At 60.9% G+C, this 23978-nt stretch carries 21 protein-coding genes; 15 read left to right on the top strand and 6 right to left on the bottom strand.

The genetic code is table 11. From position 1 onward, the window contains the following. The first annotated feature begins 38 nt into the window (after positions 1–38). From ACMGFE_RS18680 to ACMGFE_RS18670, 3 genes are all read left to right on the top strand, one after another. Complete coding sequence (locus ACMGFE_RS18680; RefSeq protein ID WP_436926766.1) at positions 39–2336, top strand: DUF2206 domain-containing protein; 2298 nt, start codon at positions 39–41, stop codon at positions 2334–2336. A gap of 27 nt (positions 2337–2363) precedes the next feature. Further along, positions 2364–3845, top strand: coding sequence for a flippase (locus tag ACMGFE_RS18675; RefSeq protein WP_436926765.1), 1482 nt, complete (start codon positions 2364–2366; stop codon positions 3843–3845). 155 nt (positions 3846–4000) lie between these two features. After that, complete coding sequence (locus ACMGFE_RS18670; RefSeq protein WP_436926764.1) at positions 4001–5179, top strand: glycosyltransferase family 4 protein; 1179 nt, start codon at positions 4001–4003, stop codon at positions 5177–5179. 56 nt (positions 5180–5235) lie between these two features. Here ACMGFE_RS18670 and ACMGFE_RS18665 read toward each other — a convergent pair whose 3' ends face one another. Continuing rightward, positions 5236–6102, bottom strand: a complete 867-nt coding sequence (locus ACMGFE_RS18665; protein ID WP_436926763.1) for a hypothetical protein — start codon at positions 6100–6102, stop codon at positions 5236–5238. A 409-nt stretch (positions 6103–6511) separates the two neighbouring features. Between ACMGFE_RS18665 and ACMGFE_RS18660 the strand changes: the two genes are divergently transcribed. Together ACMGFE_RS18660 and ACMGFE_RS18655 are read left to right on the top strand one after the other, a co-directional pair. Continuing rightward, on the top strand, positions 6512–7813 hold the full coding sequence (locus tag ACMGFE_RS18660; RefSeq protein WP_436926762.1) for a sulfatase-like hydrolase/transferase: 1302 nt from the start codon (positions 6512–6514) through the stop codon (positions 7811–7813). A gap of 3 nt (positions 7814–7816) precedes the next feature. Continuing rightward, the gene (locus ACMGFE_RS18655) at positions 7817–8788 is read left to right on the top strand and encodes a glycosyltransferase family 4 protein (protein ID WP_436926761.1); all 972 of its coding nucleotides are present in this window, start codon (positions 7817–7819) and stop codon (positions 8786–8788) included. A gap of 82 nt (positions 8789–8870) precedes the next feature. Here ACMGFE_RS18655 and ACMGFE_RS18650 read toward each other — a convergent pair whose 3' ends face one another. Together ACMGFE_RS18650 and ACMGFE_RS18645 are read right to left on the bottom strand one after the other, a co-directional pair. Beyond that, positions 8871–9002 (bottom strand): hypothetical protein, encoded by a 132-nt coding sequence (locus tag ACMGFE_RS18650; RefSeq protein ID WP_436926760.1) that lies wholly within the window; start codon positions 9000–9002, stop codon positions 8871–8873. An 89-nt stretch (positions 9003–9091) separates the two neighbouring features. After that, positions 9092–9595: a DUF1616 domain-containing protein gene (locus tag ACMGFE_RS18645; protein WP_436926759.1), complete on the bottom strand. Its 504-nt coding sequence runs from the start codon at positions 9593–9595 to the stop codon at positions 9092–9094. Positions 9596–9661: 66 nt separating this feature from the next. Between ACMGFE_RS18645 and ACMGFE_RS18640 the strand changes: the two genes are divergently transcribed. Together ACMGFE_RS18640 and ACMGFE_RS18635 are read left to right on the top strand one after the other, a co-directional pair. Continuing rightward, the gene (locus ACMGFE_RS18640) at positions 9662–10483 is read left to right on the top strand and encodes a CPBP family intramembrane glutamic endopeptidase (RefSeq protein ID WP_436926758.1); all 822 of its coding nucleotides are present in this window, start codon (positions 9662–9664) and stop codon (positions 10481–10483) included. Beyond that, positions 10480–11001, top strand: a complete 522-nt coding sequence (locus ACMGFE_RS18635) for a hypothetical protein (RefSeq protein WP_436926757.1) — start codon at positions 10480–10482, stop codon at positions 10999–11001. The genes ACMGFE_RS18640 and ACMGFE_RS18635 overlap by 4 nt, the downstream gene beginning before the upstream one ends. A 1-nt stretch (position 11002) precedes the next feature. Here ACMGFE_RS18635 and ACMGFE_RS18630 read toward each other — a convergent pair whose 3' ends face one another. From ACMGFE_RS18630 to ACMGFE_RS18620, 3 genes are all read right to left on the bottom strand, one after another. Further along, positions 11003–11278, bottom strand: coding sequence for a hypothetical protein (locus ACMGFE_RS18630; protein ID WP_436926756.1), 276 nt, complete (start codon positions 11276–11278; stop codon positions 11003–11005). Between the two features lie 81 nt (positions 11279–11359). Continuing rightward, positions 11360–12619, bottom strand: a complete 1260-nt coding sequence (locus ACMGFE_RS18625; RefSeq protein ID WP_436926755.1) for a glycosyltransferase family 2 protein — start codon at positions 12617–12619, stop codon at positions 11360–11362. A gap of 265 nt (positions 12620–12884) precedes the next feature. Continuing rightward, positions 12885–13076, bottom strand: coding sequence for a hypothetical protein (locus ACMGFE_RS18620; RefSeq protein ID WP_436926754.1), 192 nt, complete (start codon positions 13074–13076; stop codon positions 12885–12887). 180 nt (positions 13077–13256) lie between these two features. On the opposite strand from ACMGFE_RS18620, the gene ACMGFE_RS18615 reads away from it, so the two are divergent. From ACMGFE_RS18615 to ACMGFE_RS18580, 8 genes are all read left to right on the top strand, one after another. After that, complete coding sequence (locus ACMGFE_RS18615; protein ID WP_436926753.1) at positions 13257–14291, top strand: DUF1616 domain-containing protein; 1035 nt, start codon at positions 13257–13259, stop codon at positions 14289–14291. Continuing rightward, the gene (locus tag ACMGFE_RS18610) at positions 14288–17353 is read left to right on the top strand and encodes an FtsX-like permease family protein (protein WP_436926752.1); all 3066 of its coding nucleotides are present in this window, start codon (positions 14288–14290) and stop codon (positions 17351–17353) included. The genes ACMGFE_RS18615 and ACMGFE_RS18610 overlap by 4 nt, the downstream gene beginning before the upstream one ends. Continuing rightward, positions 17346–18977 carry a hypothetical protein gene (locus tag ACMGFE_RS18605; RefSeq protein ID WP_436926750.1) on the top strand — a complete coding sequence of 544 codons (1632 nt, stop codon included), beginning with the start codon at positions 17346–17348 and terminating at the stop codon, positions 18975–18977. Before ACMGFE_RS18610 ends, ACMGFE_RS18605 begins: the two co-directional genes overlap by 8 nt. Before the next feature lie 47 nt (positions 18978–19024). Beyond that, on the top strand, positions 19025–19699 hold the full coding sequence (locus ACMGFE_RS18600) for an ABC transporter ATP-binding protein (RefSeq protein WP_436926749.1): 675 nt from the start codon (positions 19025–19027) through the stop codon (positions 19697–19699). A gap of 288 nt (positions 19700–19987) precedes the next feature. After that, positions 19988–20365: a hypothetical protein gene (locus ACMGFE_RS18595; RefSeq protein WP_436926748.1), complete on the top strand. Its 378-nt coding sequence runs from the start codon at positions 19988–19990 to the stop codon at positions 20363–20365. Between the two features lie 170 nt (positions 20366–20535). Continuing rightward, positions 20536–21474, top strand: a complete 939-nt coding sequence (locus tag ACMGFE_RS18590; RefSeq protein WP_436926747.1) for a hypothetical protein — start codon at positions 20536–20538, stop codon at positions 21472–21474. A 257-nt stretch (positions 21475–21731) separates the two neighbouring features. Next, complete coding sequence (locus tag ACMGFE_RS18585) at positions 21732–22355, top strand: DUF7504 family protein (RefSeq protein ID WP_436926746.1); 624 nt, start codon at positions 21732–21734, stop codon at positions 22353–22355. A gap of 628 nt (positions 22356–22983) precedes the next feature. Further along, positions 22984–23943: a hypothetical protein gene (locus ACMGFE_RS18580; protein ID WP_436926745.1), complete on the top strand. Its 960-nt coding sequence runs from the start codon at positions 22984–22986 to the stop codon at positions 23941–23943. Positions 23944–23978: the final 35 nt, after the last annotated feature.

The following is a 23978-nucleotide window of genomic DNA, read 5'->3' as shown; positions in this document are numbered from 1 at the left end:
GATGCAACAATGAAAGCACAAGCGTGGAACGAAGGCCTATGACCGCCAAGACAATTACAATTGATGCTCGTCGGGTCGTGGTGTTCTCTGCAGCCATTCAAGCTCTGCTGATGATTGTCTTGGCTGTCGACGAGGCCGCTGTTGACCTCTCACTGCTTCGCCCGTTCGTGGCTACTATCTATCTTATGTGGGTACCAGGGTTGCTCATCGCGGTCAAATTGGAATTAGACAACTCGGCTGCTGCTCTGGCGGGGTACGCAACAGGTCTGAGTATGGTTGTGATAATGAGTATCGGCGGTATCGCGAGCGTGGCACTCCCGCTCGTTACATCCATCCGGCCGATGGCTCCGTTTCCGCTGGCTGTGCTCCTGTCGGCTGTTGTCGCAGGATTGAGTTTCGAAGTCTGGAGATCGAAGCCGCGTTTCGAGGTGCTGCTCCCATGGAGCAGCGCCCTCTCACCGCTCCCACTATCACTAGTACTGCTACCGTTTGTGAGTGTTCTCGGAACGGTATACATGAAATCGGCGGGTTCGAACTTGCTCCTGCTCATTCTTCTTGTCTGTATTGCATTTCTCCCCGCTGTTCTGGTATGGCACAACGAAACCCAGCGGTGGTACGCACTTGCGGTCTGGGCGGTCGCATCTGCGTTGTTGTATCATGGTGGATTATGGCCGCTTACTGCAGGCCATCAACTGTCGACGATAACCGTGGAACAGGGGCGGTGGGTACCAAACTACGGGGAGAGTATCGGGTCGCTTCTCCCGAATGGAGTCCTGTACCCCGCGTATGCGCAACTCGGCGATATTCCACTCGAGGTGGAGTTTGAACTGATCAATCCGCTACTGATTTCTCTGCTCCCGGTAGTGCTTTTCGTGGCATACAGGCAACAGACTGAAGCCAGAAAAGCACTCGTGGCAGCATGTTTGTTTATGTTCTCTTTTCCGTTCATGACTCTCTACCCCGTAGGTGGACGGGTCTCGACACCCGTGTTCTTTTTAGCGCTAACTGGTCTTGCGATCAGTGACGACATCGAATTTACCGGGGTGAAACGCGTCCTACTCCTCCTGTTTGGGGGAGGGATAGCCGTTTCTCACTACGGAACAGCGTGGGTAGTCATGTTGGCGTTTTTCCTCTCAAGTTTGTTCTTTATCGCTCTACGAGCAGTGGATACTATCCGACCTGGAAACGCCAGAGACAGTATCCGTTCGAGGGCCACTGACGGTGGGTTCGTGATTGCCCAGCGCGGCGTCCTCCACTGGACGTTCACCAGCTTTTACACGGTATTCGCCTTCGCATGGTACCTCTACACCGGCAACGGAGGGAAATTCAAGACGCTTCCATATCACGTGATTGGTGGAATTAACGATATTCTTTATCAGAACGACCTGACTGGGGACGCAGCTCGATCAGTGAGCAAGGATTACGGCTCGGTCTCGATATCCACTGCACGGCTGTTCTTTTTGGTCTTTGGCGGACTGATGGCACTCGGTATCGTTGCAGTCACCTGGCAACGAGTCGTAAGAGAGAGGCGCGTCGTCGAAGACGATTTTCTGGCATTAGGTGCCGGGTTCCTTGCTATTCTCGGGACTGCGTTCCTTCCGTTTAGTAGCGGTTTCAACACCGCTCGCGTCATGATGATTGTTTTCACTTTCTCAGCGCCGTTCGTGGTATTCGGAACCGACGAACTTGCTAGCAAAGTATCGAAAGGTCTGGAACTGATTCGACAGCGTGATTCAAAGTCACTGTCGAAACAGCTTGCTGGAAGGTCCAGCCGACACGGAGTCACACGCGCTACAACGGTCGCCCTCACACTCGCTTTAGCAGTATTCTTACTGCTAAACGCTGGGGTCGTCGCAGAACTCGTAACGAAGGGGTACGCACCGAGTAATCAGGTGAGCAACGATCGCCTGCTACAGAGTGAGGATCCGATAGAACGTTCGAAGGCAACGGGTTGTCTCGAATGCAACGTCCAGACCCACGTATGGACACTGAACCACAGAGCCACCGGAAAAGCAGTCTACGGTGACGATCTCGCGGTTGCGCAGATTGACTACTATCGAGGACGTATTACCGCGCAGGTCCGTGGATCACCTTCAGGGGCGTTCTATACGTCACTCTGGTCAGCCCGTAACGGAACTACCAGCGAAGGATATCTGGTCTTCTTGCATCACAACACCGATACGGAAAGCGTGTTCGTGACTGGGAAGTACGACTGGCGACGGTTCAGCCGGTCTAAGCCGGTAATACAGCGTTCACAGGAGATCTACTCAACAGGCGCTACCGAGATCTACCTCAGTCGGGGCGATGACACAACGGAGAGACATACTGAGTCGTAACACAGCATCAATTTCGACATACTACTAATGGACGACGATTCATCGGAGCTAACTGACTCTCTGGAGACTGTACTCTCCGGAGGAGCACTCGTCTTCGTCGGAAAGGGTATCGGGCTCGGGATGGGCTTCCTGACGCAGCTCATCATGGCACGGTTGCTTACGACCTCTGACTACGGGAGCGTGATTCTGGCCATTGCGGTTGTGAACATCGTGTCGACGTTCGCGAAGGTCGGCCTCGACGAGTCCATGGTCCGGAAGATTCCCGAACACGAGGACAGCCCCGAAGAGTTGCGCGGGGTCAGCAGGGCGGGCTTGCTCATTTCAGGCAGTGCCGGAGTGTGTGCCACCGTGTTGATCGTCGTGTTTGCGCCGGTGATTAGCGATCGGGTCTTCGGAAACCCTGGACTCACGGCACTCCTTAGAGTCGGGTCTCTTGCGATTCCGCTGACTGTAATGGGGCAGGTCTCTACGTCGGTCGCCCGAGGTGCACGAGACGCGAAGCCGCACACCGTAGTGAACGAAGTCGTACGACCGACGGGCCGTCTCGTACTGATCGGGATCTTCATCGGGGCAGGTTTCGAGGCTGTCGGTGCCGTAGCGGGACAGACTCTCGCGTACGGGATCGCCGCTATCGTAGCTCTCTGGTTCGCATACAGAACGATCCCGGAACCGGGCGCGACCACACGGCGGATGTACCGAACGACGCTCGCGTTTTCGTTGCCGCTGGTGCTGGTTCACGGGATGAATGTTATCATCTCGAACACAGACACGTTCCTCCTCGGTTACTACCTCGACACGAGTAAGGTCGGGATTTACAACATCGCCTATCAAATTCGGAACTTGCTCAACATTCTGTTGGTCGCGTTTGGGTTCTTGGTACCATCAATGATCGCGAAATTGGAAACGGAAGGAGAGTACGATCAGCTCCGGTCGGTATATCAGTTCACCACGAAGTGGATCGTGTTTCTCACCTTCCCTATGTTCGCGTCGCTCCTGTTCATACCGAATATCTGGCTCGGAACAGTGTTCGGGACGGAGTATCTGCCAGGAACCACGGCGCTTCAGCTCCTCGGACTCGGTGTAATGGCGTCTGCAATGATGGGTGTCAGCGGATCGACGCTCGTCGGACTCGGGAAGAATCGGGTTGTGATGTATACTTCCGTCGTCACGATGGTAGTCAATATCATCCTCAACATCCTCCTGATCCCACGGATCGGTATCGAAGGTGCTGCACTCGCCTCGACTAGCGCCGTAGTAGTGACAGAGATAATCAATCTCTACTTCTTGTACGATAGATTCAGTGTGCTTCCAATGTCACCAGAGTACTTGCTGCTGATTCTCTGTATCGGTGCCGTCCCAGTTTTGATCCGATTCGTTGATTTACTCAAGATCTCCAAAATCACATATTTCGTCGTGTGGGTAGTGGCATATTGCGCATTCATCGGTACTCTTGGAATCTCGAACGAGGACAAAGAAACCGTCTCAAAGATAGTGAGTCAAGAAGGGTAACGATTCATATGCCGTTGTGATCGGGGTCACAGTTTGTCACGAGGATTGGCTCCTTCATCGTTCTCTCCTGCGGTTATGGGTATTCTTTTAATAGAGGCGAATCACTGTTATATCGGAAACATATCGTCGGCTGCCAATAGATTAGAGAAACGAACATGAAGATCCTATACTGTTCAACTATATTCCCGTATCCACCGGATTCCGGTGGTCGCGCGGAGATGATGTCGTTTATTCAGGGACTCATCGATGGGGGTCACGAAGTGACGCTCCTCACGTACGGCAACGAGGAGAAAGCTGAAAGGGCGGACGAGATCGATTGCACTGTGGAGTTCGCTGGCCCGTTTCCGGAGCTCAGGGCGTCGACGCTGGTCAAGGAGATGACCTCGACGGACCCACTCCCAGTCGTGAAATGTCGGATGGATCGATATATCCAGAAGGTTCGACAGCTCTTACAAGACGACTACGACGTGCTCCATGTTCACGGGCTCCAAACATCGTTCGTGATCAGCGATATATCGACCGATGTTCCAGTGGTATTGCGTCTTGCCAACATCAAGTCCGAAGTAGCGGCGACGCGAGCAGCGTTTGAGCCGATTCACAGGCGACTGTACGCAAAGTACCAGGCCAAAAAGCTCAGGCGATACGAATCACGAATGACAGAGGAAGCGGACCTCACGTTGGCTATTTCGGACCCCGACGCGCGAGATCTGTCCGCACGCTCGAGCGGGAGAGTCGACACCTTACTCCCCGGAGTCCGCATCGAAGAGTATGAACAGACCTCGTACTCGGAAGGTGGAAAGTCTATCGTGTTCTTCGGGTCGATGAGTTACGACCCGAATATCATTGGTGCGGAGTGGCTAGTGAACGAAGTATTCCCGCTCGTACAGGCTGAACATCCGACAGCCGAGATCCATATCGTCGGCGGTGGCCCAGATCCCCGGGTGAAGCGCTTGGATAATGTTGACGGCGTCTCTGTCGAAGGGTTCGTCGAGGACTTACACTCCCGCGTTCGACAGGCCGATATATCCGTCGTACCGATCAAGACGGGGTCTGGAATCAATATGAAGACACTGCACAGTATGGCACTCGGGATGCCCATCGTATCGACTTCGTTTGGTGTACGAGGGATTCCCGGGAAACCCAATGAGGAATTTCTCACAGGAGATTCAACCGAAGAGTTCGCCGACCAACTTAATCTGCTTCTATCAGATCAGGAACTTCAAGAGGAAATAGGCGATATGGCCAGAGAGACTATAATTGAATGTTCTGATTACCGAGGTCAAGCAGTTAGGGCCGTTGAAAAATACAGGCAACTGCAAAAGTCGGAAATGTGATTTGATCGTTACTACCAGCGTTATTCTGGAGTCGGTCTTAGTTTGCGGAAATAAATTCAACGGTAGCCGAGATCTCGTAACTTCTGATCAACGTTGGCACTTGGATCCTCATCAGCATATTTCAAATGTTCAGTCATTGTCTTGGTATCTGTAGCCGATGTCTCCGCCCACGGAACGTTGCGGATTGATGAAACTGGCATGTGAGCAGGGTGGCCATATATTCCCCACTCCCCAAGCGCGTTTCCATGGTCGCTTGTTATTACAACTGATTCGGCATCAATATTTTCCAGAAGCACACCAACGCTATCAAGCACATAGCGGAGATTTTCTCGGTACCCTTCCCAAGCTTTGTCTTTTGAGATATCCCCCCTACGAAGTCGCTCCCAGACTCGGTGTTCCTGATGTTCACCAAACTGTGAAAGTTGAATCCCCTGACCGTCAGATGCCTCCATATCCGGTATAAATGGCCAATGTGGTTGATTATAATGGATGAGAAGTTTGTCGGGCTGCATTTCCCGACCGACCGTAATAGCTCGTTGAGTGACGGATTCGGCCCTGACATTTCCAACTTGTTCATCCCACTTGTATCGCCAAATTTCATCGAGAGTCTCAAACTGGTCTTGTAACAATATTTCGGCTGATGCAGGGTTTGCACATATATAGTAGGTGTTTCTTGTGATAGATTGGACATCTTCTGTAAACGTCTTCTCCATCCAAACTGGAGTCATCGTATCAACAGATGTCCTGCTATCAACCTGGTCGAGATAATCGTATTCTGTTGCTATTTCTTTAAATAGATCAAGCCGACAGGCGTCCAGAACAATCAATACATCCCAATCGTCTGAAAATATTGATTCGCCGTCTATTGTTATTGCCGAAACGTAATGAAGAGATTTTCGGTAAATATCTTTGAGCGCGACCATACCTCACCAAAGATGCAATCTATCTTTATGTTTTCTATAGATGGGATATTATCCGAGATCTGACTATCCACCATCACTGTTTGCGGTAGCACCCTCTCAGTGACATCCTGCATCAGATTGTATCGTCCCATCCACCAACGTCAAACTATCACCCATTGTCTTGATACATTCCACTGTCAATGTTAGAGTCGAGCGAAAGCACAAAGAGCTCTTGTGTTCAGTCAGGGTCAAATGGTATCGAACCAAACGTGGAACTTCACGCGATCAAATAAGATAGGCTTCAGGTCGAAACTGATATATTGTAGACGATCTGCAGTTATTGTAACGCATCACCTGGGGCTATAGAATAGGGATGAACGTCGGGATATTAGTTTTAGATACGCTTCGATATGACACATTTCGGTCCGAAATGCCAGTCCTCCAACAGTGGGCAGACCATATATTCAAAAACCTATACTCAACCTCCCGTTGGACAGTCCCCGCACATGGTTCGCTGTTCACCGGTCTGTACCCAAGTGAAGCAAGCACGACTTCCAATGACAGATACCTCAACTCAAATATCTATACTATATCTGAAGTATTTTCCGGCGCTGGGTACGAAACGCACTGCCTGAGTAATAACATTCACATAGACCCGTTCTTCGGGTTCACACGGGGTTTCGAGTCATTCAAAAGAGGTCCCGCGCTCAAAGACCGTCCGTCAGATCGTGACCAAGAATTCGACTGGGACGCGCTCTTCTCGAAGTTGGACGACGGCCACACTCGGTACCTGCAGGCAATCAAAGAGATCGTCGCTTCGGACGCACCGACGGTCCCAACCTTGAAAACGGGAATTGAGATGGCTCGTGCTCCACCAGTCAATCAGGCCACGAACGACCTCAATTGGTTCCTCAATGCGTTCGAATCACTCGCGGATTCACCGCCCGAGGATCTCTTCCTGTTTGCGAACTTGATGCCCCCACACTACCCCTACGACCCGCCAGAGGGGTATTGCGACCTTGACGCTCTAGATACGGATCCACTCGAACTCACACTCCGCGACGAACCCGTCACCGACGAGGAACACGAACGCCACTTCCGAAACTACGAGGGCGCGGCACGCTATCTCGACGACGAACTCCCGCAAGTCATCGACGCGATCGACTGGGACGCCCTGTTCATTGTCGGCGACCACGGCGAACTGTTCGGCGAGTACGGAATCCGCGGCCACGAATACGGCATGTACGAAGAACTCGTCCAAGTCCCCGCACTCGCGTATGGGAACGAAATACCCGAAGGAGAGACGGACGCCGTCGCGAGTCTCCTCGACGTCCACCGGACGCTCCTCGATATCGCCGGTATCGAACCCGGCGACCACGTCCGCGGCGAGAACCTCTTCGAACTTTCCGAAGACGACGATAGGGCGGTCTACGCCGAGAGCGTCGGCTGCGGCCAGTACGACCCCGACGCGCAGGGCACAGCAGCGAAGGTTCCCGCCTCTTGGGGAGAGGAACACTACATGCTCCGCACGAACGACGCGATGTTCATTCACGACAAGGACGGTGAGCGGACGATCGACCCCACGGACGGGTCGGAGATCGACGACTCCGGCCTGCGCGAACGCGCCGCGGAACTCCGCGACGGACTGGGGAACTACGGTGAGGAGGGATCGGTCGAAGACGAGGTTCCCGACGAGATCGAAGACCGACTCGAACACCTGGGGTACAAGTAACGCATGTCTGACCCGCTTCGCGTCAAGTTCTTCACGCTCACCCCCGGCGGCGGGTCCGAACACATCTATCTCGCCGAACTCCGCGACGCGCTTACCGACCAGAACGTCGTTCCCGTCGACGACTGGTTCGAGGCTGACGTGGTCCATCTCTTCGAGGTCAATGCGCTCACCGGCGAGACCATCCGCGCCTTCGAGTTCCCGACGCTGCTCCGCATCCTCCGCTCGGACACGCCTCTCGTCATCTCCACAGACGATCTCTACTTCTCCGACGACCCCGACCTCACGGTCCGGCCGCGGCTCTACCCGATCAACCACCGGCTCCAGCGTCAACTCTTCAAGCGCGCTGACGCGATCGTCGCGCTCTCGGAGAGCGTCAAGAGCCGACTCGCACCGCACGTCGACATGACACCGATCCACGTCGTCCACCATGGCGTCCGGGATGCCTACCGGTCGAAGTACACGCAAACAGACGACCCGTTCGCGCTGCACGTCTCGTTGGCGGCCCCGCGGAAGAACCCAGACGCGGTCGTTGAAGTTGCGAAACGACTCGACCACGAGCTGGTCGTCGCCGGGAGCGGGTGGGACGAACGCATCCCTGACGGCGTCTCGAACGTCACGACGCCCGGGTTCGTCCCCGAGCGAGACCTGATCGACCTCTACCACCGCGCAGCGGTGTTCTATTTCCCGACCCGCCACGAGGGCTTCGGCCTGCCCGTCCTCGAAGCGATGGCCGCGTCTACTGCCGTTGTCGCCTCGAACGTTTACTCCGTTCCCGAAGTCGCCGGCGATGCCGCAGTCCTCCACGACCCCCACGACGTCGACGCACACGTCGATAGCATCGAACGACTCCTCTCTCACCAGGACGAGCGCAGAGCGCTCGCGACGGACGCCTACGGGCGAGCGAGCGGCTTCACGTGGGAGAAGTCGGCAGCGGAGACGAAAGCGGTCTATCGGTCTGTACTCGACGAGAGATGACCGTTGAACTCGGAAGACGGAGACGCGACGAAAACGAACCCATTCTTCTTGCGTACTAAAGCCCTGGCGGTGCCCCAGATTGTCACTCGCGGTCGCTCGGGAGCATTTCGTGGAAGATGCACAGTTCCTTGTCTCTCGTGACCTCGTCTGCGTCCATGAACGCGTGGACGACCTCAATTCGTGAATGTGCGCTACAGAGTTGATAGTCAGTCAACTGATAAAACATCCAGCGACCTGCTGAGTAGCACGTAGTATGATCCCGAATTCGAAGCGGAAACCGTCCAAACTGCTGGAGCAAGAGGGTCAGGACTTTGAGACGGTGACGAAGAGTCGGAGCGAGTCGTCGGGTTCACCGGAAACTGTGCCGTCCTTGTAGAGAAGTATCCGGAGCCGGTGTTCGCCGGGCGACTCCGCGACGAACGAAACGTTCGATTCCCACGTTTCCTCGTCGGCGAGTGTAACGCTCCGGTTCACGATCGGTCTGTCGCCGAGCCTGGCGACGACGGAATAGGTCGTCGACCCGTGCTCGTGATTCGTGAGGCCGACGATGAACTCGCCTGACTCGCCGACCGTGAGGTTCGTCGGGTAGTCGCTGGCGTTGCCCGACGGCCCGAGGACGTAGAACTCGGTGTACGGATCGGTCGTCTCGGGTGGATTCACGGCGACGTAAACGACTCCCGCGACGGAACTTGCGAGGACGACGAGCAGGACGACGGTCAGCGTTCGTCGGACTGGCTCCTGCGGAAGCAGCCCCGAGTCACCGCCGAGCCGCTCTCTGTGGCCATCTGTGGGGTCGTCGCGCTTCATCCGCCACCGGACTGTTTATGGTATTCGCTCCGAATGGTTCCAAGCGACTGAACTGTCCCGTCCCACATGATTTCGAGAAAAGCGACCGACCTCCGTAAAATCATCCGTTCTGTGGTAGGCGGGCAGTCCGACCGACAGCGATTGCGGTTTTCCGTTGGAGCGATACTGCTCGGGATCGTCGCGAGCGAGTCGCTGCTGTTCTTCGACCGGATGTGGCCGTCGATCTGGGCTCATCTCGGGACGCTTCTCCTCTGTCTCGCTCTCATATACGCCGGTGACGACGTGGCGACCGTCCAGGTCCTGGCGCTCGTCCCGCTGTTCCGGTTGGTCAACCTCGGGATGCCCGTCTTCTTCCAACTGACCGTGTACTGGTTTCCCCTGATATACGGGCCGCTCGTTCCCGCGGTCGTGTTCGTCGACCGGATCAACCCGGACATCGAGGTTACGCCGGGGTGGCGGCGTGGACTGCTGTTGCTCCCGCTGACACTCGTCGTCGGCGGCATGCTCGCCGAAGTCGAATCGGCGATCCTCCAGTCGGAAGCGCTGATCCCGACCTGGAGCATCGCGCAGCTCGCGATGATCACGATCGTGATGGTCTGTTTCGTCGGCTTCGTCGAAGAATACCTCTTCCGCGGGTTGCTCCAGCGGTCGCTCGAGCAGGAGTTCGGTCGCTGGCCCGGCCTCCTCCTGGCGAGTGCAGTCTTCGGCATGATGCACTCGGGATACGGTCTCCCCGAAGAGATCCTCTTCGCGGCCGTCATTGGCCTCGTGTTCGGATTGCTGTACGACTACTTCGACAGTCTCCTGTTGGTAACGGTCACTCACGGCGTGTTGAACGTCTTCCTGTTCGCCGTCATCCCGATGCGGGGATCGTTCGTTCCGCTATGACGGTCGAACCTGACGACCCGTCGGTAGACCGGCGAACCCTCGCGCTGGTCACGCTCGGGACGGTCGCCGTCTCAGTCGTCGTCGCGTTCGGGTTCAGCGCCGCCTCGACGAACCCCATCACGCCCGAGGCGACGGTCGAGATCGCCGACGCTGAGGACGACTACCGGCTCGACGAGCCCGGGACCGTCGAGCTGGTGACGATCTCTCACGTCGACGGAGAGGGGATTCCCGTCTCCGACCTGCGGATCGTCTTCGGGTCCCAGTCGTCGGGTCCCGAGTTCGCCCCCGCGACGAACTGGTCGGTCGCCGTGGGAGACGTGCAGTACCGGATGCTCTACGACGGCCGGCCGGTGAGAAACGACACGCAGTCACCGGTGCTCCATCCGGGCGAGTCACTGACAGTCGCAAAAACGTCGGGAACGGTCACCGATCCGCCACAGAACGCGACGACGACCGTGAGAGTGTTCCATACGCCGTCACAGACAGTCGTCGCGAGCAGCGAAGTAACGTTCCGGTGAGTCAGAGGATCTGCATCGTCCGGAAGAGGACGATACCCGCGAATGTGAGTCCGAGCGGAATCGATGCAGCGACGAGCGTCTGTCGGACGCGTTCATCGCCGTCCGGACTGGCGGAGACGACATCGAGATGTGCGAGGACGTAGACGAGCGTGATCGCGACCGCGACCCCGCCGACACCCGTCCCGACCGGAGAGAGCAGCGACGTGACGGTCGCCGACACGCCAGCGGCGCTCGAAGTGGCGCTGGCTGAACTCGAAACGACAGCTGTTGCACCCATGTTCTGTTCGTGTTAATCTACCATCTCGTAGTCCCTTAGTAGTTTCGAGAACCTGCAATCGAAAACGAGATGATCAAACAGCTAAACGCCGGTAGAACCGCCTTTCGAACCAGTATGCTGCGCCAGCATACTGAGGAAGAAGGAGTTGAAGACGGTCTGGACGCCGATGACGACCGCGGCGGCAGCGAGGAGGTTCCACGAGAGGTCGGGAACGGCTGCGTACCCCTCGATAGTCCACGCGATCACGCTGTAACTGAGAAGTGCAGCGCCGACCGCGAAGAACGCGACGCCCAGCGTCGCGCCGTTTTCGAGCGTGAAGTGGTCGCGGATCGCGTCCGTGATCGGGTCCTGCGGTTCTCGGATGGGGTCCGCGGCGATCGACGAGAAGAGCGCGAGGCTTCCGACCTGGTACCCGACGATAGCGAAGAGGACACCCCCCACGAGCGTCTGTAGCCCGAACGTCGCCGGTCCGAGCTGCAAGCCCGTGACCGACGCGACACAGATTGCGAGACCGAGCACGCCGAACGCGAACGCCGGAAGTGTGAACAGATATCCGGGCGCGTTCGTGAGCATGAACTTCACGTGACGCCAACCGTCACTGAAGCTATCGAGCGTGGCGTCACCCACTCGCTCGTGGTAGGTGATCGGGACCTCCTCGATGGTCATGCCCTTCTCGGCGGCGTCCATGATCATCTCGCTGGCGAATTCCATCCCGCCGGTCTCGAGGTCGAGTTCGGCCAGCGACTCGGCGTCGATGACGCGCATCCCGCTGTGAGCGTCACTGACGCCGGCGTCGTAGAAGGTGTTGAGAAAGCGCGTCAGCAGCGGGTTGCCGACGTACTGGTGCAACGGCGGCATCGCACCTGATTTGATCTCGCCGTTGAGCCGACTGCCCAGGACCATGTCGGCCTCGTTCTCCATCGCCGTCTCTAGAAGTTTGGGCAGTTCCTCGAAATCGTACGTCGTGTCTGCATCGCCGATAGCGACGTACTCGCCGCGGACGCGCTCGAAAGCGTACTTGTAGGCGTTGCCGTAGCCGGCTTCCTCCGGTTCGACGACGATCGCGTCTAGATCCCTGGCAATCTCCGGAGTCCGGTCGGTCGAACTGTCGCTGACGACGACCTCCGCCGTCAGACCGAGCTCCGTGACGGCCGATTTAATCTTCTCGATGCAGACGCGCACGCCGTCCTCTTCGTTGAGCGTCGGGAGGACGACGCTGAGCGTCGGGTCGATGTCGCTGTCCTCACCGAGGAGAACGCCATCTCCTCCCGTGGTTTGCTGATTCGTTTGTAGTTCACTGACGGAGAGCTGGCCTTCGTCCCCATCCCGTTCCACGGACATTCTGTTCAGGTACCTTCGAAGACTTCGTTGGATCTCGTCTGGATCGGTGAGTCGCCACACTTGACGCAGACGTATGTCTCGTCGACCGTCGTGACGACCGGCGAGTTACAATCGATACACTTGATCGTCGCGGCGCGCGCCGCTTTCGGATATCTACCCATTTACCTCACCCACGACTACCTAGTTATTACTGGCAAACAACTACAAAATACTTCGCCCTGACTGATAGTTTTGCCCTAAATTCACGAATCGTGCGTTCCCCGTCTCAGGATTTCGGCTGGGGACCTCCGCGGATCCGGCGGATCACGTTCGCACCGCTTCCCTTCAGCGCGTCGAGTTTCCGATAGATCTGCGAGGCGACCGTCCCGACCGAGAGCGCCACGACGTAGACCAGACCGAGGGCGAGGATCACCAGCACGTCCGCCAATTGCTTCAGTATCGACCAGGGCGAGGGCATGTCCTGAACACAGGATGTGCGATAAATAAACGTGTGGGCCGCAGTATCAAACAGGAAAACGACCGTCGCGTCGGCGCTGACCGCCCCGCGAAATCGGCGGGGCCGGAGGTTTCCGGAGAGTGACCCGTACAACCATGCGATGCGGTGGATTCAATGGGCCGGCGCGTCTCGTCCCTGTCGATGACTGGCGGGACGGCGGACGACGGGACGCCGACAGCTACCGCGGTTCTTCCCGTCGGCTGGCTCTGTCTCGCCTGGACCTTCGTACTGGTCCCCGGACTCAGAACGTCGGTGCTCAGACCGGTAACGGTGTATCCGATCGTCTTCCTGTTGCCCGGCTACGCGCTCCTCTGCGCGGTCGAACAGGTCGACCCGGCACGCCTCCGAACCCCCGAGCTGTCCGGTCTCGAACGGTTCGTCTTCGCTGTCGGACTCAGCCTCGCCGTTTCGATGCTCGTCGGGATCGCGCTCCTCCTGACGGTCGGGGTCACGGGGCCGAGCGCCCTCGCGGTACTGAGCGTCGTGGTCCTCCTCGGTCCCGCGAGTCGGTCCACGTGGTCGCAAGGTGTGACGGGCAGCGGCTGGCCGTCGGCCACTCACTTCCGAGATCGACTAGCCGGAATCGGGCGGCTTCCACGGGAGATGATGGGCGGTGAAACGCTCCCGAGCGCGACGGTCGGGGTACTCGTGATCGCAGCCGGACTCGTCGGGGTCGCTGGGGTCGGGTATCTGACGGTCGGCCACGAGGCGCCCGGGTACACCGAGTTCTCCACGATCCCGGCGAACGACACAGCCACAGGATCCAGCGGAACGGTCACGTTCAGGCCGGGCGACGAGGTCACACTCCAACTGACGAACCGGGAGGGCGAGACGGCCAGGTACACGGTCGTCCCGATCGTCCAGCGGGCAGCGATTGGAAGCAGTAGCGTGACCATCGCGCGAACCGGACCACGGATGACGATCGAACTCGGTCCAGGTGAGCGCTGGACCGAACAGCACCGCCCGACGGTCTCCGCGACCGAATCGGAGGTCCGCGTGGTCTACCGGGTCTACCGGGGCGAAACCGTCTCGGGATCGCCCGAGGCGACGACTCACCTCTGGGTCGACCGGCCGTCGACAGACGCGACGAACGTGACGACGGCGGAGTCCGTGGGGATCCGGAACGACGCTAGGGATCGGCGCCCTTCATCCCAGAACGGAGCGCAAGCGCCATGAGCTACCGACGCGTGCTCGTGACGCGCTGGTCGAGACGCGACCGGCTGGCGGTCCTCGTCGTGGCGACGATCACAGCACTGGTCGTCGGATCGACACTCGTCGTGCTGACTGCGGGCGGAGCGACCACGCAACTCGCCGGCGACCTCGGGCCTAACGGGTCCGTCGCGACGTACGACTCGCCTGGCGCGGCCCGTGCGGCGGCAGGCGCAGACGAAACCGTCCTCCCCGTCGCGGATGCGTTGCTAAACGGCCGGCCCGTGACGGTCGTCGGCCTTCCCGAGGAGGCCGCGGGGACGGCGGGGTTACAACTCTCCGCTCCGGAACCGGGGACGATCCGAGGACCGGGACCGACCGGAGTCGGGTCCAGAAATCAGACTGTGGCACTCGCCGGCGACCGCAGAAACGTCACCGTCGACGTACAGACGGGGACGAACGGGCGGGTCGTCCCGCCGTGGTGGTACCTCGGGACCGAGCGGACCGTCGAGCAGTTGGGTCCGAGCAGGGCGTTCGTCCTCCGGACAGAGCGAGGCTCGACGGCCGCTATCGACGACTCCTCAGTCGGAACGGTCCCACTGACGAGCGCGCTGGCGTTCTTTGCCACGGGGACCAGCCAGCTGGTCGACGGACTGGTCGCCGTCACCGCGGGGGCGGCGCTGCTGGTACTCGTCGTCGTCTTTAGCGTCACCCGGATGTCGGTCCGCGACCGCCTGTCGACGATCGCCGTCCTCCGCGCGACCGGGCTGCCGCGACATCGGCTGGGTCTGCTGTTCGCCGCGCGCGCGGGCTTGCTGACCGTTGTCGCCGTCGTCACTGGCGCTGCGGCCGGGGTGGTGTTCACGAACGCCGCGGTCAACGCGGCCGTCTTCGCCGGCGTCCCGACGACGCTGTCGTTCCAGGTGACGGCCGAGATCGCGAGGGTACTCCTCCCGCTGCTCGGAGTCGTTGCGGCGACCGGGGTCGTCGCTGGGGCGATCGCGATACTCCCGACACTGCGGCAGTCGCCGGCGGCGATCGAGCGGAGTGCCGGACCGTCCCGTCGTGCGACCGACGACGGGGGACTGTCGCAGGTCGGTCCGCAATTGCTCGCGGGTACGGCGGTGGTGCCGACGGCGGCGACGCTGACGGTCTTCGTCGCGGTGGCGCTTCTGACGGCGACGCTCGTCGGCGTGGTCGCGCCGCTGCAGTCCCCGGGAGAGTCGACGGTCGTCCAGGAGGGGACATCCCACCCCTGGGTCAGCCGGGTCGACGCGGACTACGCCGGCGTCCTCCGGGCGGAGGGGATCCCGGCCAGCGGGGAGATACTCCTGTTCTCCGTCGTCGACGGCGACCCGTTCCTGACACGAGGCGCACGGTTCGAGGCGTTCGCGACCATCTCGGACGCGACGCTCGCCGCAGGCCGTGCCCCGAGTGGGCCGGGCGAAGCCGTGATCGGCCACGACCTGGCCCGGACGCTCGGCATCTCGGTCGGCGACACGCTCCCGCTCGGCGGCAGCGACGCCCCGAGCTTCGCGACGGTTCGCGTGGTTGGTCGGTACCACGCGCCCGGCCTGCTCGACGACCAGCTCGTCGTCCCGCTCCGGACGGCCCGTCACCTCTCGAACGTCGGTCCCGGTGACGTTAACGTCGTCAGACTCGACGGGGCGAGCGACCGCGGGGCGGCGTCGAACACGAGTCGGACGCCGAGCGCGACCGCGACGGCCGCCGGACCGTCGAACGAACGGGAGTCAGACGAACGAGACGTCGTCGTCACCGACCTCGCCGCACCGCGGAGCGTGGCCAGTAACGAGACCATCTCTGTCGTAGTAGCCGTCGAGAACCGGGGGAACCGGACGGTTACGACGGAGCGGACCGCCACACTCGGCTCCGAGACGCAAACGGTCGACATCGAACTCGAACCCGGTGAACAAAAGACCATCTCGGTCTCATTTCGGACACCGCCGCCAGGGAATTACACCGTCCGCGCCGGGACGCAGACGGCGACACTTACTGTCCAGGACGGTCCGGCGCTCCGGCTGTCCCGACTCCCGGAACGGGGGCCACCGAACGCGACGCTCCTGGTCGGCGTGACCGACGCCGACGGCCAGCAAGTCCCGAACGCGTCCGTCCGTGTCCGAGGTAGCCCCGACGGGAACTCCGACCGGATCGGCTCGGCCGGACGAACGCCTGTTCGGCTTCCCGCGATGGGGACGGCGACGCTCGTCGCCACGGCACCCGGCTACCGAAACGCAACGGGGACGATCGTCGTCAACGAGACGGCCGAGCGGCTCCCCGTGGCGCGGCTCGCGGTGACGCCGGATCGGGTCGAGATCCTCGACCGGCCGGAGGCGACACTCACGCTTTCGAACCCGTGGAACCGGACGATCACGCGGCAAGTGACGGTCGGTGCGACCACTCGGACGGTGACGTTAGCACCGGGCGAACGGACCCGCATGAGCGCGGCGCTGTCCCGGGAGGGAGCGGGGCGACACGTGGTTCGGGCGACGGTAGCCGGACACGTCCTCGCGAGCGCGGTCTACACCGTCGACGGCGACGACAGGTTCGTCTCGGCGCTCGCGACCAGCGGGGAGTTGGAGACCACCGACAGCGGCCTCGGTCAGGCGGCGTCGTACGCCCTGGGGAACCTCCGGGTGCTGGTTGCGACACTGCTCGGCCTCACCGCCCTGGCGACCGTAGCCACGACGACGGCCGCCTTTGCCCGGGTCGTCCACGCCCGCCGCGAGACGATCGGGATCTACCGCGCGACAGGCGCGGCGCCGCGCCGGATCGTCGGCCGGGTACTCGGCGACGCCGCTCGCATCGCAGTCCCCGCCTCGCTGCTCGCGCTCGTGGCCGGGTACGTCGGAACGTACCACCTCGCGCGGACCGGGGTCCTCACGGCCTTCGGCATCGCACTCACGCCATCGCTCTCACCGCTGGCGCTCGTCGGAGTCCTCCTCGCGACTGTCGGTCTCGCGCTCGCCGGCGCGGGAGCGGCGACGGTGGTCCTCGTCCGCGTCCCGCCGGCCCGGTTGTTCGACCCACGCCGACGGCCCGCCCGGAACGGAGGTGACGACGATGACTGACCGGCGTCTCGCGGGCGGCGTCTGTGCGGTCGTCGCACTCGCGCTCGCGCTCCGGCTGGGGCCGCTCTACTGGAGCCCGCTCCCGTTCAATCCCGACGGGGTTGGCTACGCCACGCTGGCTCGGGACGCGCTCGCGACCGGCGGTTTCCCGCTCGCCGAGATGGCGACCGACCAGGTGGGGTACACCGCCCTGCTCGCCGTTGTCTCGGCACTGACCGGCGGGCAGCCGCTGGTGGCTGCCCAGCCGGCGAGCGCCGTCGTCGGCGCGAGTAGCATCCTCGTCGGCGTGCTGCTCGCGCGACGGCTCGCGCTGGGGGTCGGCTGGTCGGCCAACCGCGCAACGAGTGCGGCGTTGCTCGCCGGGCTGTTGCTCTCGCTGGAGGGCGTCTACCTTTATCGGTCGATGCCGACTGACGAGCAGACGGCTGGGTTCCTGCTCGTCCCGGCGTTCGTACTCGCCGTCGACCGCTGGTTCACAACCAGTCGGCGTTCCTGGGTGGTGATCGGCGCCGTGTTGCTCGCGCCGATCCCGCCGCTGCACAACCTCACCGGACTGGTGGCCAGCGTCGCCGTCGCCGTCGTCGCCGTGGTGGCGGTCGTCCGCGAGCCGACTCGACCGACCGTCCGTCGAGCCGTCGGCGCGACGGTCGGGACCGGAATGTTCGTGTTCGGCTATCACCTGGTCGTCGCCCAGGGGACTCCCCTGCGGATCGTGCAGTCGGAACGACTCCTCAGAGTCCCGGACCTCTTCGTCGCGTGGGTGATCCTGGCCGCCGTCGGCGCGGCGTGGTATCTCACGACCTCGCAGCGAGTGCGGCGCGCGAGTGTGATCACGGTCCTGCTGGCGTTGTTCGGGCTGGTCGCGCTCAACGCGGTCAGGCCGGTCTTCCCGTCGACGACGGCGACCTCCTCGGCACTGCTCGTCCGCTTGCTCCCGGTCGCCTTCCTGGCAATCGTCGCCGGACTGGCTGCACACGTCGCACCGCGAAACGACCGGGTCGGCGCGACGACAATCGCGCTCGTCGCCGCGCCGCTGGCGGTCGTCGGCACCGGCCTTACTGCCCGACTCACCTTCGACTACCTCGCGCTGATCTTCCGTGCGCACCTGTTTATCCACATCCCCCTGCTGGCCCTGGTCGGCGTCGGAACCGTCCTACTGGCCGAGCGGGCCTCCGAGCGTGTCGGGGCTGGGGTCGTCGTCCTCGTCGTCGCGAGTGCGGCGGTAACCGCACCAATAGCCTACGCGGGACTCGACCTCCTATCGTACAAGAGCGTCACGACCGAGGCGGAGTTCGGGGCGACCGGCTACGCAGCGGACGAACTGGACGCGTGGACGACCGACGACCATCTCGCCCGCCTTACGAGCTATCACGACGGGAGCGGTGGCGGCCGTGGACCGACCTTTCGGTGGCTCCGGGGCGACGAGCCACCGCCGAACTGCCCAGTCCTCGCCCAGCGCTCGTGGACAACCACCGGCGCGCAGTTCTATCCGCAGTCGCCCGCGAGGCTGTCCCCCGATGCCTACCGGACGTGGCGCGGGGCGAACGACGTGGTGTACGTCGCCATCTCTGACGACCCGATCTCGCTCGTCGCCCCGCGGACGAACACGACCGGCGGGTGTTGACGAGAGAGTGAGAAACTGTTAACCGAACCGCAACCCTCCGGAGATCCGTGACTGATCCGGTGCTCGCGGCTCGTGGAGTTCGGGTCGAGCGCGACGGCCAGGCGGTACTCGACGGCGTGGATCTCACCGTCGAACCGGCCGATCGCATCCTCATCCAGGGGCGCAGCGGTGCGGGGAAGACGACGCTATTCTCGGTGCTCGGCCTGCTGGAGCCACCAGACGCCGGCACCGTTGAGATCGATGGGCAGGACACCAGTCAGCTTACGGAACGAGAGCGAGCGCGGCTCAGGCGGACGGCACTCGGGTTCGTCTATCAAGACTTCCGCCTCGTCCCCGATCTGACTGCCCGTGAGAACGCGGCACTCCCCCAGGACCACGCCGGGGAGCGCGACGAGGCGTGGCTGGACGATCTCTTCGAGCGGCTCGACATCGAGCACGTCGCCGGCAGACACCCCGCATCGCTCTCGGGCGGCGAGAAACAGCGCGTCGCGACCGCGCGAGCGCTCGCGAATCGACCCGACGTCGTTCTCGCCGACGAGCCGACCGGACAGCTCGACCCGGAGACGGCCGACCAACTTCTCGAGTTGCTCTGCTCGCTCCAGGAGACGGTCGGGACTGCCCTGGTCGTCGTGAGTCACGACCGCTCGCTCGTCGACAGGTTCTCACAGGTCTACCGGCTCGAAGGCGACACCCTCTCCCTGTCATCGTCGTCGAATAGCTGACCGCTTCGAAGCCGCAGATGGTCCCCAAGCCCGAAAGACAGCCACTCGGACAAGTACGGTAAAGACAGAGAGTATCACTATTACAAATAGTATCTTCAACCGGATCGAGAGAATATAGCTCCATTCACCCTCTTTTCTAGGGAATCGATAAGCCACCTTTATTTTCACTATTGATATCTAGAACACACGAGTTAAGCATCAGAAGCAATCCAGTTGCTAACAACGATGACGACGACTCGGGCGACTGGCGACCGGCTGCACGTCCTTAACGGGGGTGCCGCCTGAGAGATGTCGCCCGAGGTCCTCCCCCAGTTGTTTAATTCCTACGTGGAACTACACACGGCACAACTCGGGGTGTTGCTCGGCCTGTTCGTCGGCCTGCTCTACCGTGAACGACCGGTACTCGCGTACCTGTTGCTCTTTTTCGGCGTGCTCTCAGCGCTCGGGAACGCCTCGCACATCGGATTCATGCGCTACAGCGACGTCGCGACCGAAATCGAGGCCAAACCCTGGTACTTTCTGAGTGCTCTGTACGCCACGACGGTCCTGAACCTCCTCGCGGTCGAGCACGGGCCCCGAGTACTCCGGTTCGCAAGTCGGGCGACCCGGCGTTTGCCTCCCGGCCCGGACGGCGAAGAAATCGCCACGTCCGACGATCGACTGTGACAGCGTAGACCCGAAATGGCCGTTAGAAGTAACCACTGGTGTGCAATACGGGCAAACAGACCGGAATAGCAGCGGCAGATGGCCTCCACGCCCTGAGCCGGGACAATCAGCCCTGGTACTGCAAGCAACCGGATTGTACATTTATACTGAAACGTCATGAAACGGCAAGTATGGTTCCACCGGTGCAGCCGGTTGCCGCGTCCCGCGCGCTCTGGTGGATCCAGATCCGGTGGTGGCGACTCGACGACTGGCTCGGGACCGTCCTCGACCAGCCGGTCGAGATACACGCCTTCCTCCTCGGTTGTCTCGTCGGAGTCGGCGTGGCTGCAGTTGCGGCTAGGGGCCACCTGGAGACGCTCCTCTCCGTGGGATCGGTCGCGCTGTTCGTGGGATTCGTGCTATTCGACGGGGTGCTCTGCTCGGAGACGGCCGGTGCGTGCCGACGGTTTCGGCTCGAACCCTGGTACTTTTTCGCCGGAGTCTGCCTCGCGTATCCGCTCGCGCTCGGCGGCGTTCGGACGGCGCTCCAAGACCGTCCATCGGACGAGGTCACGGCCGCCCTCGCGTGGCTCGCGGCCGCGCTCGTCCTTACGGTCCTGGGACTGGCGCTGTACTCGTTCGTCTCGCCGACGCCGGTCCATCCGCTTACGGGGTTGGGGACGGTCGGCGGCCTCGTCGGGTCGTGTCTCGGTGTCGGCGCCTACGAGTGGGTGCGCCGCGACGACGGGAGCGGTCCCGGGTACGCCGAGACGATGCGGCGCGTCGTCAGTCGAGAACGCGAACGCGCCATCTTCGTCGTGAGCTACGGGACGACACTTGGGTTCGGGTATCCACGCCTCTACTGGGAATTGAGCGCGGCGTTCGGTCGTGAGAGCTTCCTGCTGGGTCCGATCACGTGGGCCCGGTACGGGCTGCCGTCGGTCGGGGTGTACGTCTCGGTGCTGTTTCTCGGACACCTGGGATGGGTCGTGGCCCGGTGCCGACGTCGGGGGAGGCGACTCGGTGGCCGACGTTTCGCTGCGCTCGTGCTAGGATACCTCGTGTACGCCCTGTGTCTCTTTCTCGCGACCGGACTGGTGGTGACGGTCTGGGATCGACTCCTGTTCTGAGCGTCGGGAGTTGCGAACCCGCCCGTCAGGAGACCACCGGGTTCGGTCACGCTGGTCACCACCGAACCGAGCGGGAATTGATTTCACGATTTCACGAACGTCGAAACGTTCGCCGCGTGTCACCGGACGACGGCGGACGGTCCGAACCATCCGTTCGCGGTCCCGAAAACGATCGTCTCGGGTAGTATGGTGCAGGTACTATCGTGAGACATATCTTTATATACATGAAATTTGAAAATAAATACAGACACTCGATAATGTGTCCGATCACAGCGCAGGTCGGGGTAGACCTGGAGCCGGGCGATAGCGTGCTCGTTCGCTGTCCCCAGTTCGCGGGCAACGAATCACGGATCTGTATCGATCTGCAGACACCAGCTGCACCGCAGGAAGTTAACGCACTCGCAGTCCTGTTCACGCAGTCTCCTTCCGACCATCTCGGCGCGTGGCAGCGACACGCCGGATCGTATCCAGCCAGAAGCCACATCGTCAGCGTCGATGCCGACGCTCGGTCAAGTTCGGAGATTACCGACGAAGCGGCCGAGGAGAACCGGACGGTCACACGTGTGAATTCCCCTGGGAATCTGACGCGACTGGGGATTCGGATCACGGATTGTCTCGAGGAGTGGGGCGAGTCAAGCGACGACCAGCAGATAGTCGGCTGTTTTCACTCGATATCGACGCTGTTGCAGTACGTTGATCTCGACCAGGCGTTCAGGTTCCTTCGAGTCGTGACCGATCGGTTCGAGGACGTTGACGCAATCTCACACTACCACTTGAACCCGCAGACACACGACGAACAGACGGTTGCGACACTCACAGAGCTGTTCGATACTGTCCTTGAATACGATGGCGACGACTGGGGTGCACACTATTCAAACTGATTACACACCCGTTTGGGTCCATCCGAATTATCGATAGCTCTCCGTCCTCGAAGTGACTCGAATCATCATCGTAGGTAGACGTTCGATATACTCATCTTTTTGATTGTCCTCAGGGGATCGGTCTGAAAGTCCGGCCTCGCCCGCCCAGAGCGTATTTTCGATCCCACCGATGACAAAATCGAACTTACCGACCTCATAATCGTGATATACTGTTGATAACAAAACGTGATGACAGCCTACTCGTCGAGGTATGGATCCGACTCGACGAAGAGTCCTCAAAGGACTCGGCGGTCTCGCCGTGGGTGGGACCGTCCTCTGGAGCGTGCGGGGCGACGTGGGATCGGCACTCGGCAGCCAGCTAGTACTCGCGGACGGCCGGGCAGCGACGATCGACGTCAGTTCGGGGAATACGTTTCGCGGGTTTAGTGACACGGTACGGATCGAAGCCGTCAGCGACCCCGCGGAATCCGAGAGCGAACAGACCGAAACTGACCACGGAGGAGACAGCAGTCAAGGTGAATCCGGGAACGGGCGGGGACGAGGCGGCAGTCAGGCCTCGGGTGGTCGTGGACAGAATGGGCGGGGGACTGATCGCGGTCGCGGTCGAGGGCCCGGCGACCGAAACGGTGTGATCCGGATCACGTCGCTGCCGGAGTCCAAGGCGAGTGAACGTGGACCCGGCAATCGTGGGAGAGGACCAACGAAAGCGGGTACGGACGAGACGACCGATCGAGCATGGGGAACCGACGATAGTGAAACCGACAGCGCGACCGATCGAAGCGAGGCAGGAGTCACGTTCGACTACGGCATCTCAGTCGTAAACGTCCGTAATCGTGGACTAACGGTGTCCGACCTGTTCGAGTACCGTGCCAGCGACGAGAAGGGGACCGGCGTGTCGGGAACGACCGGAACGACGACTACCGACCATCCCGAAGGCACTGACACGGAGACGGAGTCCGTCGAAGCGGGGATCGCCTACGACTGGTACGTGACGGATGACGACGTGACCGGCGTGGGAACCGACCACGAGAAGCGCGGCGTCGGACCGGACGAAGCGTGGCTACTCTTGAAACCGACCGGCAGCGAAGAAGAGACGACGGTTGCCGAAGGGGAAACGACCACGTCGACGACCGACACCGACGACGAGGACACGCCCACGACCGGCGCAGGCGGCGATGGAACGGTTGGCGAGCGGGGCGAGGCGTCGACCGGGACGGCCAAACCAGACCCCTCGGTCGTCGATGGACTCACACCCGTCTTCCGGACGATGTACGCAGACAAGGGGACGAACGAGTGGCACACCAGGAAAGTCACGGACGAATTCAGGGATATCGAGGGACCGCCTTGGAAGCGATTTTCGAAGAAAAACAGGAAGTTCGTTCGGATCGGGTTTGACTTACTGGACGCGTACGGGGATGCGACGGTCCACGCGGTGGGTGTTGGGCGCGGCGACCCCTTGTATGGCCCATCGAAACTCGATACGTACTACTCCGACCTCTACGTCAATGGCGAGCGATACGAACTCCCGACGACCTACGGGAGGGGCGACCGAGGCAGAGACAGAGGCCGAGGTCAAAACAGAAGCTAGACCTGCACCGGCGTAGACAGAGCTCTTGAACTATA

It is taken from the genome of Halosimplex amylolyticum (assembly GCF_051414035.1).
GTDB classification, from domain to species: domain Archaea; phylum Halobacteriota; class Halobacteria; order Halobacteriales; family Haloarculaceae; genus Halosimplex; species Halosimplex amylolyticum.
The sequence above is the reverse complement of the archived record's forward strand: the minus strand, read 5'-3'. Positions and strand labels throughout refer to the sequence as shown.